At 71.8% G+C, this 15,850-nt stretch carries 14 protein-coding genes; 8 read left to right on the plus strand and 6 right to left on the minus strand.

Features of this window, described 5'->3' with window-relative positions; all coding sequences use genetic code 11:
• Nucleotides 1–11: 11 nt before the first annotated feature.
• The gene (locus ABD999_RS08390; protein ID WP_148034016.1) at nt 12–908 is read left to right on the plus strand and encodes an NAD-dependent epimerase/dehydratase family protein; all 897 of its coding nucleotides are present in this window, start codon (nt 12–14) and stop codon (nt 906–908) included.
• Nucleotides 909–977: 69 nt separating this feature from the next.
• Here ABD999_RS08390 and ABD999_RS08395 read toward each other — a convergent pair whose 3' ends face one another.
• The 5 genes from ABD999_RS08395 to ABD999_RS08415 are packed head-to-tail and all read right to left on the minus strand — an operon-like array spanning nt 978 to nt 5,642.
• Nucleotides 978–2,264: an ABC transporter substrate-binding protein gene (locus ABD999_RS08395; RefSeq protein ID WP_148034017.1), complete on the minus strand. Its 1,287-nt coding sequence runs from the start codon at nt 2,262–2,264 to the stop codon at nt 978–980.
• 6 nt (nt 2,265–2,270) lie between these two features.
• A complete protein-coding gene (locus tag ABD999_RS08400) occupies nt 2,271–3,296 on the minus strand; it encodes a branched-chain amino acid ABC transporter permease (RefSeq protein WP_271278123.1) in 1,026 nt (341 codons plus the stop codon).
• On the minus strand, nt 3,293–4,174 hold the full coding sequence (locus ABD999_RS08405) for a branched-chain amino acid ABC transporter permease (RefSeq protein WP_219545606.1): 882 nt from the start codon (nt 4,172–4,174) through the stop codon (nt 3,293–3,295). The genes ABD999_RS08400 and ABD999_RS08405 overlap by 4 nt, the downstream gene beginning before the upstream one ends.
• Nucleotides 4,175–4,176: 2 nt before the next feature.
• The gene (locus ABD999_RS08410) at nt 4,177–4,887 is read right to left on the minus strand and encodes an ABC transporter ATP-binding protein (protein WP_219545605.1); all 711 of its coding nucleotides are present in this window, start codon (nt 4,885–4,887) and stop codon (nt 4,177–4,179) included.
• Nucleotides 4,884–5,642 carry an ABC transporter ATP-binding protein gene (locus ABD999_RS08415; protein WP_271278124.1) on the minus strand — a complete coding sequence of 253 codons (759 nt, stop codon included), beginning with the start codon at nt 5,640–5,642 and terminating at the stop codon, nt 4,884–4,886. The genes ABD999_RS08410 and ABD999_RS08415 overlap by 4 nt, the downstream gene beginning before the upstream one ends.
• A 209-nt stretch (nt 5,643–5,851) precedes the next feature.
• On the opposite strand from ABD999_RS08415, the gene ABD999_RS08420 reads away from it, so the two are divergent.
• Genes ABD999_RS08420 through ABD999_RS08430 form a run of 3 tightly spaced genes read left to right on the plus strand, consistent with a single transcriptional unit; the run spans nt 5,852 to nt 9,663 of the window.
• Nucleotides 5,852–7,219 carry a PucR family transcriptional regulator gene (locus ABD999_RS08420; protein ID WP_271278125.1) on the plus strand — a complete coding sequence of 456 codons (1,368 nt, stop codon included), beginning with the start codon at nt 5,852–5,854 and terminating at the stop codon, nt 7,217–7,219.
• Nucleotides 7,216–8,736, plus strand: a complete 1,521-nt coding sequence (locus tag ABD999_RS08425) for a long-chain-fatty-acid--CoA ligase (RefSeq protein WP_271278126.1) — start codon at nt 7,216–7,218, stop codon at nt 8,734–8,736. The genes ABD999_RS08420 and ABD999_RS08425 overlap by 4 nt, the downstream gene beginning before the upstream one ends.
• A gap of 18 nt (nt 8,737–8,754) precedes the next feature.
• Entirely contained in the window at nt 8,755–9,663 is a 909-nt protein-coding gene (locus ABD999_RS08430; RefSeq protein ID WP_219545602.1) for a rhamnogalacturonan acetylesterase, read from the plus strand.
• Here ABD999_RS08430 and ABD999_RS08435 read toward each other — a convergent pair whose 3' ends face one another.
• Complete coding sequence (locus tag ABD999_RS08435; RefSeq protein WP_271278127.1) at nt 9,664–10,302, minus strand: TetR family transcriptional regulator; 639 nt, start codon at nt 10,300–10,302, stop codon at nt 9,664–9,666.
• A 139-nt stretch (nt 10,303–10,441) separates the two neighbouring features.
• Between ABD999_RS08435 and ABD999_RS08440 the strand changes: the two genes are divergently transcribed.
• From ABD999_RS08440 to ABD999_RS08455, 4 genes are read left to right on the plus strand one after another with little or no spacing between them, the layout of a single operon-like run.
• The gene (locus ABD999_RS08440) at nt 10,442–12,070 is read left to right on the plus strand and encodes an ABC transporter substrate-binding protein (RefSeq protein WP_271278128.1); all 1,629 of its coding nucleotides are present in this window, start codon (nt 10,442–10,444) and stop codon (nt 12,068–12,070) included.
• Complete coding sequence (locus ABD999_RS08445) at nt 12,067–13,008, plus strand: ABC transporter permease (RefSeq protein ID WP_261808814.1); 942 nt, start codon at nt 12,067–12,069, stop codon at nt 13,006–13,008. Before ABD999_RS08440 ends, ABD999_RS08445 begins: the two co-directional genes overlap by 4 nt.
• Nucleotides 13,001–14,881 carry a dipeptide/oligopeptide/nickel ABC transporter permease/ATP-binding protein gene (locus tag ABD999_RS08450; protein WP_148034027.1) on the plus strand — a complete coding sequence of 627 codons (1,881 nt, stop codon included), beginning with the start codon at nt 13,001–13,003 and terminating at the stop codon, nt 14,879–14,881. Before ABD999_RS08445 ends, ABD999_RS08450 begins: the two co-directional genes overlap by 8 nt.
• Nucleotides 14,871–15,848 (plus strand): ABC transporter ATP-binding protein, encoded by a 978-nt coding sequence (locus ABD999_RS08455; RefSeq protein ID WP_148034028.1) that lies wholly within the window; start codon nt 14,871–14,873, stop codon nt 15,846–15,848. The genes ABD999_RS08450 and ABD999_RS08455 overlap by 11 nt, the downstream gene beginning before the upstream one ends.
• Nucleotides 15,849–15,850 lie beyond the last annotated feature (2 nt).

A 15,850-nucleotide genomic window follows, 5' to 3' on the forward strand; every position in this document is an offset into this window, starting at 1 on the left:
AAGAGGGTGCGATGCGGGTCGTCGTGACGGGAGCGCACGGCAAGGTCGGCCGCGCGGCCGTGCGGGCGCTGATGGGCGCGGGCCACGAGGTGACGGCGGTCGACGTCACCCGCCCGGTCTGGGAGCGGCCCGACCCGGCCGAGCCCGGCTACCGGCAGGCCGACCTGACCGACGCGGGCCAGGCGTTCGCGGTGGTGCGCGGGGCGGAGGCGGTGGTGCACGCCGCCGCGATCCCCGACCCCACCCACAACCCGCCGCACGTGGTGTTCCAGAACAACCTGATGGCCACGTTCAACATGATCGAGGCCGCGGTGGCGCTCGGCGTGACGCGGTTCGTCAACATCTCCAGCGAGACCGTGCCGGGCTTCTTCTTCGCCGATCGGCCGTTCCTGCCGTCGTACGCGCCGATCGACGAGGACCACCCGGTCGCGCCGCAGGATCCGTACGCGCTCTCGAAACACTTCGGCGAGCAGCTCATGGACGCCGCGGTGCGCCGCACCGGCATCCCGTGCGTGTCGCTGCGGCCGAGCTGGGTGCAGCACGAGGGCAACTACGCCCGCAACCTGGGGCCGCAGCTCCGCGACCCCTACCAGCCGAGCGCGGGGCTGTGGAGCTACATCGACGTGTACGACCTGGCCGACGCGATCGTGCTGGCCGTCGAGTCCGGGCTGCCCGGTCACGAGGTGTTCTGCATCGCCTCGCCCGACAACGCGGCCAACCGCGGGCTGGCCGACCTGATCACCACGGTCTACGGCGAGGCGATCCCGATCAGGCCGCTGTCCAGGCCCGACGCGTCCGGCATCTCCTGCGAGAAGGCCGTCCGCCTGCTCGGCTGGCGGCCGTCGCGCTCCTGGCGCGACTACCTCGGCGAGGACGGGCGGCCGCTGCCGGAGAAGGCGCGCCCGTGACGCCTCGCCTCTGACCGCCGGACGCCGAAGGGCCGTCCGCCTCCGAAGGCGGACGGCCCCTGACCGGCGTCAGTTGCTGAGCGGACCGAACTCCTTACGGGTGTCGATCACCTCGCCGAACACCTCCCAGCGCTCACCCTTGAACTCCATGAGCTGCATCGACTCGATCGGGAAGGCGTCGTCGGCCGAGGTCTGCATGGTCACGCCGGGCAGCAGCATGTCGACCTGGACGTTGTTCAGGTTGCGCACCGACTCCATCAGGCCCTCGCGGGTCTTGCAGGGCGCGGCCTCCAACGCCTTGTGGAAGCTGCTCGCCACGGCCCAGCCGAAGGTGTGGTACGGGATGTTGGGGTCGGCGCCGGGCGCGTACTGCGCCATCTTCTCCTTGTAGAGCTTCATCTCCGCGTCGTCCGCCCACTGCGGGTCGTTCGGGTCCTTGTAGTACGAGGACGACACGACGCCCTGCACGTTCTCGAAGCCGACCGGCTTGAGCACCGTGACGGAGGCGGCGACGTTGTTGACGATGTGCAGCGGGTTCCACTTGGTGTTCTTGGCGTCGGCGGCCAGCGCCTGCGAGCCGAACTTCGGGGTGGTGACGTTCAGGAACACGTCGGCGCCTGACTCGGCCAGGTTGCGCATCTGCGGCTCGATGCTGGGGTCGGTGACCTCGTAGCTCTGCTCCGCCACGACGGTGACGTCCGTGCCCTCGATGGCCCGCTTGAAGCCGCCGAACAGGTCCTCGCCGAAGTCGTCGTTCTGGTAGAGGACGGCGACCTTGGCGCCGGGCTTCTCCGTCTTGAGGTACTGGGCGTAGACGCGGGCCTCGGAGACGTAGTTCGGCTGCCAGCCGATGGTCCACGGGTGCTCGGTGTCGGTGCCCCACTGGGAGGCGCCGGTGGCGACGAAGACCTGTGGCACCTTGCGCTGGTTGGTGTAGTCCCAGGTGGCGGTCGTGGAGGGGGTGCCCAGCGTCTGGAAGAGGGCGAACACCTGCTCCTGCTCGACCAGCCTGCGCGCCTCCTCGACGGCCTTCGGCGGCTGGTAGCCGTCGTCGCGGACGACCAGCTCGACCTTGCGCCCGTCGACGCCGCCCTTCTCCGCGTTCACGTAGTCGAAGTACGCCTTGATGCCCTTGGGGATGTCACCGTAGGCGGACGCCGGCCCCGACAGCGGGTAGATGCCGCCGAGCTTGAGCGTGGTGTCCGTGATGCCGGTGGTCTGCTGCCCCTGGCATTGTCCCTGGGCGGCGCTGGTCGTCGCCTGCCCTTCTCCGGTCTCCCCTCGACCCCCGCAGGCCGCCGCGGCGATCACCAGGGTGGCCGTCACCGCCGTACGGCCGATCGCAGTAAAACGCATGTCGTGTTACCCCTTCCGGAGGGTCTTCTTGAGAGAGTTGGCCGCGCGCCCCGCCAGGCCGGCCAGGCCGGTCGGGGCCACGTACATCACCGCGATGATCAGCAGGCCGAAGATCACGCCGGGCGCGGCCTCGTTGACGTCCTGCGAGAGGCTGGGCACGAACATCACGAACAGCGCGCCGAGCACCGGGCCCGACAGCGACCCGAGACCGCCGACGACGATGCCCGCCAGCAGCGTGATCGACAGCGTGACGGGGAACGAGTCCGGCGAGACGAACCCGATCACCCACGTGTAGACGCAGCCCGCCACCCCGGCGAACATCGCGCTCCAGGCGAAGGCGAGCGTCTTGTAGTACGAGAGCCGCACCCCCATGACCTCGGCCGCGATCTCGTTGTCGCGCACGGCGTGCAGCGCCCGCCCCACCCGAGACCGGAGCAGCCCGGCGGCCAGCAGGAACGCCGCCACGGCGACGGCCAGGGCGAGGAAGTACAGCCACTGGTCCTCGGCCAGGCCGCTCCACGCGGGCGGCGCCGGCTTGGCCAGCGACAGCCCCATGGACCCGCCGGTGACCTCCTCGAACCGCTTGAGCAGCGGCACCAGGAAGATCGCGATGGCCAGTGTGACGAGCGCCAGGTAGAGGCCGCGCAGCCGCATCGCGGGCACGCCCAGCACCAGCCCCAGCAGGAACGCCACGGCGGCGGCCACGGGCAGCGTCGCCAGGTACGGCAGCTCCCAGTGGAACATCATGATCGCTGCCGCGTACGCCCCGGCGGCGAAGAACGCGCCGTGCCCGAGCGAGATCTGCCCGGCGTGCCCGACCAGGACGTTCAGCCCGAGCAGCGCCACCGCGTAGACCAGCACCATGGTGAGCTGGAACACGTGGAACGGCACGAGCTGGAACGGCGCGTAGATCGCGGCGGCCAGCAGCACGCCGGCCACGATCCACTGCCGGCGGACCCGTCGGCCCGGCGCCTGCGCCTGCCCCCGTGGAGGCGCGCCGGCCCTGCTGGTGACCTGTGTCGACTCGCTCATGCCCGCTCCACCACCGCTCGCCCGAACAGGCCCTGGGGCCGCAGCAGCAGCACGCCCAGGATGATGACCAGCGGCACGCCGACCTTGAGGTCGGGCCCGATGGCCCCGACGTAGGCGCCGGCCAGGGTCTCGGCCACGCCGACGATCAGCCCGCCGGCGACCGCCCCCGCCGGGCTGTCGAAGCCGCCGAGCGTGGCGGCGGCGAAGGCGTAGATCAGGACGCCGCCCATCATGTTCGGCTCCAGGAACAGCAGCGGTGCGACGAGCACGCCGGAGACCGCGCCGACGGTGGCGGCCAGCCCCCAGCCGAGCGCCAGCGTCACGCCGACCCGGATGCCGACCAGCCGGGCGGAGACCGGGTTGGTCGCCACCGCGCGCATCCCGAGCCCGATCTTGGTGTGCTGGAACAGCAGGTAGAGCAGGCCCATGACGATCCCGACGACCGCGAAGACGCCCAGCGTCTGGAAGCCGACGGTCAGCCCGCCCACCTCGAAGGCGCCGCCGGGGAACGGGTTGGGGAAGTCCTTGATGAGGAACGACCAGATCCATCCGGCGGCGGCGTTGACGAAGATGAACAGCCCCACGGTGACGATCACCAGGGTCAGTTCCGGCGCCCCCTCGACCGGCCGGATGATCACCCGTTCGATGAGCATGCCGCCGGCGAACGACACGACCAGCGTGAGCACCAGCGCCAGCCAGAACGGCATGCCCGCCGCGGTGAACTGCCAGGCGATGTAGGTGGAGAACATGGCCAGCTCGCCCTGGGCGAAGTTGACGATCCCGGTGAACTGGTAGATCAGCACGAGCGCGAGGGCCAGGCTGGCGTAGATGGCGCCGGTGCTCAGCCCCTGGATGACCTGTTGCAGGAATCCGGTCATGGTCAGACCCGGTAGCCGAGGTAGGACTGGGCGACCTGCTCGTCCTCCTGGATCTGCGCCGCCGTGCCCGAGAGCACGATCCGCCCGGTTTCCAGGACGTGCGCCTGCTGGGCGATGCCCAGGGCGAGATGGGCGTTCTGCTCGACGACGACCACGGTGGTGCGCTCCTGTTCGTTGATGGTCCGCACGATGCGGAAGAGCTCCCGGGTGATCAGCGGGGCGAGGCCGAGCGACGGCTCGTCCAGCAGGAGCAGCCGGGGGCGCAGCATGAGCGCCCGGCCGAGGGCGAGCATCTGCTGCTCGCCGCCGCTCAGGCTGCCCGCCGCCTGCTTGAGCCGGGGCTTCAGCGCGGGGAAGTAGCCGTAGATGCGGTCGAGGTCCTCTTCCAGGCGGTCGCGCCGGGTGTAGGCGCCCAGGCGCAGGTTCTCCTCGACGGTGAGCGGCATGAACGTGCCCCGGCCCTCCGGCACGTGCGCGACGCCCATCCTGGCCAGCGCGTCGGGCGAGCGGCCGAGCAGCTCGGCGTCGCCGAGCCGGACGCCGCCGCGCCCCTTGACCATGCCGGACAGCGCCCGGAGCAGGGTCGTCTTGCCCGCCCCGTTGGGGCCGAGTATCGCGCAGATCTCGCCCTCCCCCACGGTGAGGCTGACGTCGTGCAGCACCTGGGCGCCGCCGTATCCGGCGTTCAGCCCGGAGACCACCAGCTCGCTCATACCGCCGTCCCCAGGTAGGCCTCGATGACGCCGGGGTCGCGCTGGACCTCGGCCGGCGGGCCTTCGGCGATCTTCTTGCCGAAGTCCAGGCAGACGATCCGGTCGCAGGTGCTCATGACGAAGCCCATGTGGTGCTCGACCACCACCACGGTCAGGTCCAGGTCGTCGCGGATGGCGCGCAGGGTGCCGGCGAACTCCTCGACCTCGGCCGAGCTGAGCCCGTTGACCGGCTCGTCCAGCAGCAGCAGCCGCGGCTCCGCGGCCAGCGCCCTGGCCAGTTCCACCCGTTTGAGCGTGCCGAAGGGCAGCCCGGCGGCCGGGTGGTCGGCGACGGCCGACAGGCCCAGCCGTTCCAGCACGGCGTCGGCCTGGGCCCGCAGCCGCCGCTCCTCGCCGCGCACGCCCGGCAGCCGCAGCGCCGCGGTGAGGAACCCGGCCGTGCCCCGGTGGTGCGCGCCGACCAGCACGTTGTCCCGTACGGAGATGCGCGGGAACAGGCCGAGGTTCTGGAAGGTGCGGGCGATGCCGAGCGCCGCGATGGCGTGCGGCGGCACCGCGAGCAGGTCCTCGCCCTCGTAGCGCACCTGCCCCGCGTCGGCCTGGTAGCGCCGGGTCAGGCAGTTGAACAGGGTGGTCTTGCCGGCGCCGTTGGGTCCGATCAGGCCCACCATCTCGCCGTTCCCCACGGAGAATCCGACGCCGTCGAGCGCCGTGATGCCGCCGAACCGGACGGTAAGATCGTGTACTTCCAGCATCCGGCCTCCTGGGGCACAGCGAGCGGAAGAATGTTCTGAAGTTGGGGTCAGCGTAGGTTCGGCCCGTCTCCGGCCGCATTGGGCACGGCGACCCAACATGTGCACCGAAGGTTGTCCACAGGACACAGCGACTGTCTCGGAGCGGTTACGAGCCGTTGACCTCCCCGCAACCACCGGGGATCATCCCGGACATGTCCAGTGGTTCCGGTATGGAAACGTTCACTGGTGCGGAGCCGGTCCGGGCGCAGCGCGCGCGGATCCTCTCCGAACTACTCTCCGACGTCGAAAAGCTCGCCGGGGCGGCCGTGGTCACGATGCGCGCCGAGATCCCGGCCTACGCGGCCCAGAGCGAGGAGTTCCTGGCCGACGTGCGCGACCAGGTGGTGCGCCATTACCGGGGCAAGCTCGCCGTGCTGTTCGAGGACAGGACGGTGAAGCCGGACGACATCGCCTACGTCCGCCAGGCCGCGATGCGCCGGGCCAGGGCCGGGATCGCGCTGGCCGACTACATCAACGCCTTCAGGGTCGGCCAGCAGGTGTTCTGGGAGTCGGTGCTGGCCAGGGCGGGCCACACCGCCGCCGGGCGCGAGGCCGCGCTGTCGCTGGCGGCCCCGCTCATGCGGTACTGCGACTTCGCCAGCACGCACGCCGCCCACGCGTACATGGAGTTCCAGCAGTACGCGGCCGCGGAGGCCGTCCGCGAGACCCGGGACCTGCTGGAGACGCTGCTGGCCGGCGCGGTGCCGACGCGCGGGCCGCAGCTCGCCGCCGCGCAGGCGCACGGGCTGTGCGAGGACACCCGCACGCCGCTGCTCGTGGTGGTCGCGGTCGTGCTCGGCCCGCGCACCGCGGTGCCGCGCGGGCCGGACCGGGGCGCCGACGCCCGGCACGCCGCGTGCGCGGCGCTCGCGCGGCTGAACACCGGGGCGAACGCCAGGACCGGCGGGCGGACGCTGTCGGTGGTGCGCCAGTCGGAGATCGTGGCCGTCCCGGTGCTCGGCCAGAACGGCGACCCGGAGGAGCTGTGCGACCGGCTGCAGGCGCTCCGCGAGTCGCTGCTGGCCGAAGGTATCGTGCTGGCGATGGGCATCAGCACGGTCGGCGGGGGCATCGCCCGGATCCCGCAGGCCTACCAGGAGGCTCGGGCGGTGATCGACTTCCTGCCCGAGGACGGCGGCGTGGCCGCGCTGCCGCGCATCACCCCCTTCCAGTACCTCGCCCTGGGCGCCGACGACACCGCACGCAACCTCGTCGACCCGCGCATCACCTCGCTGCTGGACGAGGACCGGGCCAGGGGCGGCGTGCTCACCGCCACCATCCGCGCGTTCGCCGCCGCCGACCTCAACCTGCGCACCGCCGCCGAGCGGCTGCAGATCCACCCCAACACCGCTCAGTACCGGCTGCGCCGCATCCAGGAGCGCACCGGCCGGAGCCTGCGCCACATCAACGACCTCGTCGAGCTGCTGGTCGCGATCGCGCTGCAGGACTCGCTTCCTCCCACCAATCCCGAGCGGAAAAGACTGGCCACCGCGACCAATGAGGACCGGGGGACCTCGGACGTACGGTCGTTCCCATGAACCTCGCCGACCGGCTCCACACCTCCGCCGAGCGACTCGGTGAGAGAGCGGTCATCACGCTGGACGACGCGGTGCTCAGCTACCGGGCGCTGGACGCGATGTCCGCGCGGGTGGCGACGCTGCTGCGCGGCCGCGGCATCGGGACCGGGGACCGGGTGGCGATCATGCTGCCCAACGTGCCGGAGTTCGCCGCGGTCTACTACGGGGTGCTGCGCATGGGCGCCGTCGTGGTGCCGCTCGACCCGCTGCTGCGCAAGCGCGAGATCGCCGCGTACGTGAGCGACTGCGGGCCGCGCCTGCTGATCGCCTGGCACGCCTTCGCCGAGACCGCCGAGGCCGGCGCCGCCGCCACCGGCACCGACTGCTTCTTCGTGGTGCCCGACGAGTTCCGCCGGCTGCTGCGCGGCCTGACCGCCGACCCCGGGGTGGCCGCGCGCGACGACGGCGACACCGCCGTCATCCACTACACGGCCGGCACCACGGGCCGGGCCAAGGGCATCGAGCTGACCCACGGCAACCTGGGCGGCACCGCCGCGACCATCGCCCGCATGCACGCGCTCGGCGTGGACGACGTGGTGCTGGGCGCGCTGCCGCTCTACCACTCCTTCGGCCAGACGTGCTCGCTCAACGCGACCGTGCACGCCGGGGCGCGGCTGACGCTGATGAGCCGCTTCGAGGCGGGCCGGGCGCTGGAGATGATGCGCCGCGACGGGGTGACGGTCTTCCAGGGCGTGCCGACCATGTACATCGCGCTGCTCGACCACCCGGGCGCCGCCGACCTGTCGCTGCTGCGCATCTGCGTCTCCGGCGGCGCCCCGCTGCCGCTCGACGTGCTGCGCGCCTTCGAGGAGCGCTTCGGCTGCGCGATCGTCGAGGGGTACGGGCTCAGCGAGACCTCCGCGGTGGCCGCCACCAACAGGGGCGGCGACGGCCGGCGGCCCGGCTCGATCGGGTGGCCGGTGCGCGGCATCGAGATGCGGGTGGTCGGCGAGGACGGGCGCCAGGTTCCGTGCGGCGACATCGGCGAGATCGTGGTGCGCGGCCCGAACGTGATGAAGGGCTACTGGAACAATCCGGCCGCCACCGCCGAGGCTATCCGCGACGGCTGGTTCCACACCGGCGACCTGGGCCGGGTGGACGAGAACGGGTTCTTCTTCCTGGTCGACCGGCGCCGCGACGTGATCCTGCGCGGCGGCTACACGGTCTACCCGCGCGAGGTGGAGGAGGTGCTGTACGAGCACCCGGCGGTGCGGCAGGCCGCGGTCATCGGGGTGCCGCATCCGGAGCTCGGCGAGGAGATCGCCGCCGTGGTGGCGCTGCGGGAGCCCGTGGATCCGGACGAACTACGCGCCTTCGTCAAGGAACGGGTCGCGCCGTACAAGTATCCCCGCCACATCTCGGTCTTCGACGAACTTCCGGTGAGCCCGACCGGTAAGATCCTCAAGCGTGCGATCGCGCTGCCGCTCAGCACGCTCCCCCCGCCGGCCCGTGCCAGCGGGCGTGCAGCTCGCGGCTGACCGCGCAGGAGGGCCCGTGTGAAGCCGATCACCCACATCTTCGACGTGGAGCCAGGCCACTACGACGTCAGCGTGGTCATCGGCGGCGCCACGACCCAGGTGCTGGCGGAGGCCAGGCGGCTGATGGTGTGGGCGTCGCCCGGCGACCGGCCCGCGCGCCGCGACTTCACGGTCAACGTCCGCACCCCGGAAAGCCAGCAGAACGGCTTCGACGGCGACGGCAGCCCCGGTCTCACCCTCACGTTCACCGGCCCGGATCCCGAGGTGAGCTCGGTGCACCTGAGCCCGGCCAGGGGGCGGAGCCTGTTCCTGGCGGGCGACTCGACCGTCACCGACCAGGCGACGGCCCCCTACACCGGCTGGGGGCAGCGGCTGCCGCGTCACTTCCGGCGCGGGCTGTCGGTGGTCAACCACTCGGGCTCGGGCGAGTCGTCGGCGTCGTTCCTGGCCAAGCCTGCCATGTGGGCGGCGATGCGCGACCAGCTCGGCCCCGGCGACGTGGCCCTGGTCCAGTTCGGCCACAACGACAAGCACACCAGCGCGGTGGAGTTCCGCGCCAACCTCACCCGCCTGGTGCACGGCATAGAGGCGAGGGGCGCCGCGCCGGTGCTGGTCACGCCCGTGGTGCGGCGCCGGTTCCGGGGCGGGTGCCTCGACCAGGAAGGGCTGATCGTCAACGGGCTGGGCGTCGACCTGCCGGCCGAGGTGCGCGCGGTGGCCGCGGCCCAGGGGGTGGCGCTGATCGACCTCACCGCCGAGAGCCGCGCGCTGGTCGAGGGGCTCGGCCCCGAGGGGTCCGAGCGCCTCTACCTCACGCGGGAGAAGGGCGACGACACCCACACCTCCGAGCACGGTGCGACGCTCTTCGCCGACCTGGTCGCGGCCGGGCTGCGCAGGCTCGGGCTGGTGGCCCCGTACATGATCTGATCAGGAGCCCGTCTGGGTGGAGCGCAGCCACCGCAGCGCGCCTCTCGACAGCGCGACCAGCACGTCGACGGCCTCCTCGATCTCCGGGTAGCGGCCCTCGATGTGGCCGATCGCCAGCGCGTTGGTGGCCGCGTTGATGCCTTCGGCGATCATCTCCAGGCGGCGGCGGTCGCGCTCGTTGTCGGCGGTGTAGCCGAGCGCGGCCAGGTCGGCCGCGTGGTGGTCGCGGTAGGCCTTGGCGGTCTCCGTGGCGAACTCGCGCAGCGGCGAGGACGGGTCGTGGCGGGCGCGCAGCTGGATGCGCAGCAGCTCCGGATGCCGGGAGATGGCGTCGAGCGGGATGCGGAAGGTGTCGCGGTGGCTCTCCAGCTCGGTGGGCGCCTCGCGGGCCTGGCGGCGGGCCTCGCGCATGGCGCGGCGCAGGCGCTCGCCGCCCTCGTCGCCGAGGGCGCGCAGGAGATCCTGCTTGTCCTTGAAGTGCACGTAGAAGCTGGACTGGGCGATGCCCGCGGCCTTGGCGACCTTGACCGTCGTCAGGCCCGCCTCACCCTCCTTGTCGAGGATCTCCAGGGCGGCCCTGATCAGCCTCCGCCTGGTCAGGTCCTTGGCCTCGCTCCTGGTGAGCGGTGTGTTGGTCACGGGTTACCTTCTCTCGTCCACCGATAACTGTAGTTGGACCGATCCCCGGTAACGATCCGCCCTCTGGCGCTTGTGCGAAGTTTCACCGATAGTACTATCGGTGAAATTGCTCTCGGGGGATGACCGGGAGGAGGCGTGGATGAAACGCTGGACCAGGCCGTTGGCCCTCGTGCTGGCGGCTGTGACCTTGGTGGCGTGCAGCGGGCAGCGGCCCGGCGCGGCGCCGGCGGGCGAGTCGCCGTCGGACTCGTCGGGGCCGAAGGCGGGCGGCAAGCTCGTGTACGCGCTGAGCGCCGACGCCAACGGGCTCAACCCGGTGACCGACCAGTTCGCGGCGCAGAGCTACAGCATGGTCACCACGATCATCGAACCGCTGGTGAGCATGGACGCCGAAGGCGCCTGGAAGCCGTACCTGGCGGAGTCGCTCACCCCCAACGACACGTACGACGAATGGGCGATCAAGGTCAGGGACGGCATCTCCTTCCATGACGGCATCTCGCTGACCGGCGACATCGTCAAGGCCAACCTGGAGGCGCAGAAGGCGTCCCCGCTCAACACGGCCGTCTTCCAGCCGCTCGACTCCATCGAGCTGACCGACCCGATGACGGTCACGGTCAAGCTCAAGCAGCCCTGGGTCGCCTTCCCCTACTACCTGGCCGCGCAGGTCGGCATGATCGTGCCGCCCTCGTCGCTGGCCGACCCCCAGGCCGCCAGCCTCAAGCCGGTCGGCACCGGGCCGTTCGTGTTCAAGGAGTACGTGCCGGACAGCCGGATGGTCGTCACCAAGAACCCCCGCTACTGGCGCAGCGGCCTGCCGTACCTGGACGAGATCGAGTTCCGCGTCCTGCCCGACAGCCAGACCCGCGCCCAGACGCTGGAGGCCGGCGGCGTCGACGCCATGGGCACCACCCGCGACGAGGACATCGTCAAGTACGGCGAGCAGAAGGACGCCTACGCGGTGTACCGGACGCAGGGCATGCCGGCGCCCGAGTACACGTTCATGCTCAACACCGCCGTCCCGCCGCTCGACGACGTCAGGGTGCGCCGGGCCCTCGCGCACGCGACCGACCGCGACGCCGTCGTCTCGACCCTGCGCGGCGGGCTGACGGAACCGGCCGACGGTCCCTGGACCAAGGACTCCAAGTGGTACTCCGACCAGGGCGCCTACCCCGCCTTCGACCTGGCCAAGGCCACCGCCCTGGTGAAGGAGGTGGAGGCGGAGAAGGGCCCGGTCGAGTTCGAGGTGATCTCCACGCCCGACCCCAACACCATGCAGGGCGTCGAACTGGTCCAGGACATGTGGCGCAAGGCCGGCATCGACGTGACGATCAAGCAGGCCGACCAGCCGGACCTGATCAACCGTGCCGTCATCGGCAACTACCAGGCCACCGTGTGGACCGCGTTCTCCTCCTCCGACCCCGACGGCGAATACATCTGGCTGCACCAGGCCTACGCGCAGCCCGTCGGCAAGGTCTCGCTCAACTTCACCCGGCTCAAGGACGAGCAGCTCAGCAAGGCGCTCGACATCGGCCGGGTCTCCCCTGACGAGGCCGCCCGCAAGCAGGCGTACGCCACGGTCCAGGAGCGGCTGCGCGAGCAGGTGCCGTACGTCTTCCTCGACCACCTCACCACGGGGGCGATCATCGCGAAGACCAAGGTCCGCGGCATCGACGAGCAGATGCTGCCCGACGGGGAGAAGCGTCTCCCGCTGACCGGCGCGCCGATCCCCTACCACCCGTTCTCCGGGGTCTGGATCAGCACACAGTGATCCTCGTCGTCCACCGGCTCGTCCGGCTCGTGGTGGTGCTGCTCGTGGTGACGTTCCTGTCCTACGGGCTGCTCAACCTCCTGCCGGGCGACCCCGTCACGCAGATCCTCGGCATCTCGGCCACCGAGGAGGCCCGTGCGCAGCTCCGCGCGGACATGGGGCTCGACCAGCCGCTGATGGTCCGCTACGCCGACTGGCTGAGCGGCCTGCTCTCCGGCGACTGGGGCACCTCCTACATCTCCCGGGTGCCGGTCGCCGACGAGCTGGCCGAGCGGCTGCCGGTCACGCTGGAGCTGCTCGTCGCCGCGCAGTTCGTGGCGCTCGGCCTGGCGATCCCGGTGGGCGTGGCCGCGGCCCGCCGGGCCGGGGGCGCGCTCGACCAGGCGCTCACCGCGATGAGCTTCGCGCTGCTGTCCACGCCGGTGTTCGTGCTCGGCGTGCTGCTCATCCTGATCTTCGCGGTGACCTGGCAGGTCGTGCCCGCCACCGGGTGGACGCCCATCTCGGTGGACCTGGGCTGGAACCTCACCTCGGTGCTGCTGCCCGCGATCACGCTCGGCTGCGGGCAGCTCGCCGTCTACGCGCGGCTGCTGCGCGCCGACCTGATCGCGACCCTGCAGGAGGACTACATCACGCTCGCCAGGGCCCGCGGCCTGTCGCCGCGGCGCATCCTGTGGCGGCACGCGCTGCGGCCCTCGGCGATCTCGCTGATCACCGCCGTGGGGCTCAACCTCGGCGCGCTCATCGGCGGCACGGTGATCATCGAGACGCTCTTCGGGCTGCCCGGCATCGGGCGGCTCATCGTCGACTCCATCTTCTCCCGCGACTATCTGACCGTGCAGGGAGGCGTCGTGCTGATCTCGGTCGGTTACGTGCTGGTCAACTTCCTGGTGGACGTCGTGTACGCGGCCGTCGACCCGAGGATCCGTCGTGCGTAGGCGCTTCGGAGCCGGATTCTGGATCGCGACCGCGTGGATCTCGCTGGTCGTGGCCGCGGCCGCGCTGGCCGACCTGCTGCCCATCCCGGGCTACGACGAGACGCTGGTCGGCCCGCCCCGGTCCGGCCCGAGCGCGGAGCACCCCTTCGGCACCGACGGCCTCGGCCGCGACGTGTTCAGCCGCGTCGTGCACGGCGCCCGCGTCTCACTCGGCGTCGGCATCGGCGCGGTGGTGCTCGGCCTGGGGCTCGGCGCCCCGCTCGGCGTCCTGGCCGGATACCGCAAGGGCTTCGCCGACGCGGTGATCATGGCGGTCAACGACATCGCGCTGGCCTTCCCCTCGCTGGTGTTCGCGCTGGCCGTGGTGGCCTTCGCCGGGGCCAGCCTGCGCAACGTGCTCATCGTGCTCGGCGTGCTGGGCATCCCCGCCTGGGTGCGGCTGATCCGGGGCGCCACGCTGTCGTTCGCCGAGCGGGAGTTCGTGCTCGCCGCCCGCGTCCTCGGCGTACGGGACCGCCGCATCCTGTGGCGTGACATCATGCCGAACGTGGCGGTGCCGGCCGCCTCCTACGCCTTCATCGGCATGGCCGTGGTCATCGTGGCCGAAGGCAGCCTGGCCTTCCTCGGGCTGTCGGTGCAGGCTCCCACCCCGACCTGGGGCGGGCTCATCAACGAGGGCCGCACGCTGATGGAGACCGCCCCGCACGTGGTGCTGGCGCCCTCGATCGTCATGTTCCTGACCGTGCTGTCGTTCAACCTGGTCGGCGACCGGCTGCGGGCGCTGACCGACGTGCGGCAGAGCGGGCTGGAGCCGGCCCGGCAGTCCGCGCCGCTGCCCGCGGCCCCCGTGGCGGAGCCCGTCACCGGCGCCCTGCTCCAGGTCGACGACCTGCGCACGCACATCCACACCCCGCGCGGCACGGTCAAGGCCGTCGACGGGGTGTCCTTCACGCTGGAGCGCGGCCGGACCCTCGCCATCGTGGGCGAGTCGGGTTCCGGCAAGTCGATGCTGATCCGTACCATCCTCGGCCTGCTGCCCGCCGCCGACGTGTCCAGGGGCGGGCACGTCCGCCTGGAGGGCGACGACCTGACGAGGTTCACGCCCGAGGAGATGCGCCAGGTGCTCGGCCGCCGGCTCGGCACCGTCTTCCAGGACCCGATGACCGCGCTCAACCCGGTCCGCACCATCGGCACCCAGGTGACCGAGCCGCTCCGGGTGCACCTGGGCATGAGCCGCAAGCGGGCCCGCGAGGAGGCGGCGCGGCTGCTCGCCTCCGTCGGCATCCCCGACCCGGCCCGCACGCTGGGCCGCTACCCGCACCAGCTCTCCGGCGGGATGCGCCAGCGGGTCACCATCGCCATGGCGCTGTCCTGCGGCCCCGACGTGCTCTTCGCCGACGAGCCGACGACCGCGCTCGACGTCACCATCCAGGACCAGGTGCTGCGCCTCATCCACCGGCTGCGCGAGGAGCGCGACATGGCCGTGGTGCTGGTCAGCCACGACCTGTCGGTGGTGCGGCAGTGGGCCGACGAGGTGATCGTCATGTACGCGGGCAAGGTCGTCGAGCACGGCCCCGCCGGACAGGTCTTCGCCCGGCCCCGGATGCCGTACACCGAGGCGCTGCTGCAGGCGGCGCCGCGGCTCACCGACCCGTCGCACCACCGGCTGCGGGTCATCCCCGGCCGTCCGCCGGACCTGGCCGACGTCCCGCCGGGCTGCCCGTTCCGGCCGCGCTGCGCGTACGCCCAGGACCGGTGCGGCGCGGAGGCCCCGCCGCTGACCGGCGACCACGACCATCTCTACGCCTGCTGGCACCCGACCGGATCGGCGGTCGCCGGCGCGCCGGAAGGAGCCGAGAGCCATGGCCGGTAGCGGGACGGCGCACCTGCGCCCGCGTGACGAAGTGCTGCTCCAGGTCGAGAATCTGTACGTGGAGTTCCCCGCCGGGCGCGGCCGCACGGTCAGGGCGGTCTCCGGCGTGAGCTTCGACCTGGCCAAGGGCGAGACGCTGGGCATCGTCGGCGAGTCCGGCTGCGGCAAGTCGAGCACCGCGCGGGCGCTCATCCAGCTCCCGCGCCCGCGGGCCGGCTCGGTGCGGCTGGACGGGCTCGACCTGACCTCGCTGCGCGGCGAGGCGCTGCGCCGGGTCAGGCGGCGGCTGCAGATGATCTTCCAGGACCCGATCTCGTCGCTGAACCCGCGCCGCCGCGTCCGCGAGATCGTCGAGGAGGGGCCGAAGGTGTGGGGGCGCGGCGCCCTCGACGTCGACGAGGTGCTGGAGGCCGTCGGCCTGGACCCGGCGACGGCGGCGGTGCGGCGGCCGCACGAGTTCTCCGGCGGGCAGTGCCAGCGTGTCTCGATCGCGCGGGCGCTGGTGCTGGAGCCGGAGGTGGTGATCTGCGACGAGCCGGTGTCGGCGCTCGACGTGTCGGTGCAGGCGCAGATCCTCGCCCTGCTGGAGGACCTGAAGGAGCGCTACCGGCTGACGCTGGTGTTCATCGCGCACGACCTGGCCGTGGTGAAGAACGTCAGCGACCGGATCCTGGTGATGTATCTCGGCAAGACGTGCGAGCTCGCGCCCAGCGAGGACCTCATCGCCCGGCCCGCCCATCCGTACACCAAGGCCCTGCTCGCCGCCATCCCCGGCAGCGGGCTCGACCTGCCGCCGGCGGACCGGCTCATCAGCGGCGAGCCGCCGTCGCCGGTCGACCCGCCGTCCGGCTGCCGCTTCCGTACCCGCTGCCCGCGCGCCGCCGAGAGGTGCGCGCGCGAGGAGCCCGAGATCCGCCCGGTGAACGGCGGCGACCACTACGTCGCCTGCCACTTCCCCGACATCTAGGA

Origin of the sequence: Nonomuraea ferruginea (assembly GCF_039540635.1) — a bacterium.
Lineage (GTDB): Bacteria > Actinomycetota > Actinomycetes > Streptosporangiales > Streptosporangiaceae > Nonomuraea > Nonomuraea ferruginea.

What these genes read in the sequence shown, in the direction of transcription:
- ABD999_RS08425 (WP_271278126.1), top strand. Translation starts at nt 7,216, where the DNA reads ATGAACCTCGCCGACCGGCTCCACACCTCCGCCGAGCGACTCGGTGAG.
- ABD999_RS08420 (WP_271278125.1), top strand. Translation starts at nt 5,852, where the DNA reads ATGGAAACGTTCACTGGTGCGGAGCCGGTCCGGGCGCAGCGCGCGCGG.
- ABD999_RS08415 (WP_271278124.1), bottom strand. Translation starts at nt 5,642, where the DNA reads ATGCTGGAAGTACACGATCTTACCGTCCGGTTCGGCGGCATCACGGCG.
- ABD999_RS08410 (WP_219545605.1), bottom strand. Translation starts at nt 4,887, where the DNA reads ATGAGCGAGCTGGTGGTCTCCGGGCTGAACGCCGGATACGGCGGCGCC.
- ABD999_RS08395 (WP_148034017.1), bottom strand. Translation starts at nt 2,264, where the DNA reads ATGCGTTTTACTGCGATCGGCCGTACGGCGGTGACGGCCACCCTGGTG.
- ABD999_RS08390 (WP_148034016.1), top strand. Translation starts at nt 12, where the DNA reads ATGCGGGTCGTCGTGACGGGAGCGCACGGCAAGGTCGGCCGCGCGGCC.
- ABD999_RS08455 (WP_148034028.1), top strand. Translation starts at nt 14,871, where the DNA reads ATGGCCGGTAGCGGGACGGCGCACCTGCGCCCGCGTGACGAAGTGCTG.
- ABD999_RS08405 (WP_219545606.1), bottom strand. Translation starts at nt 4,174, where the DNA reads ATGACCGGATTCCTGCAACAGGTCATCCAGGGGCTGAGCACCGGCGCC.
- ABD999_RS08400 (WP_271278123.1), bottom strand. Translation starts at nt 3,296, where the DNA reads ATGAGCGAGTCGACACAGGTCACCAGCAGGGCCGGCGCGCCTCCACGG.
- ABD999_RS08440 (WP_271278128.1), top strand. Translation starts at nt 10,442, where the DNA reads ATGAAACGCTGGACCAGGCCGTTGGCCCTCGTGCTGGCGGCTGTGACC.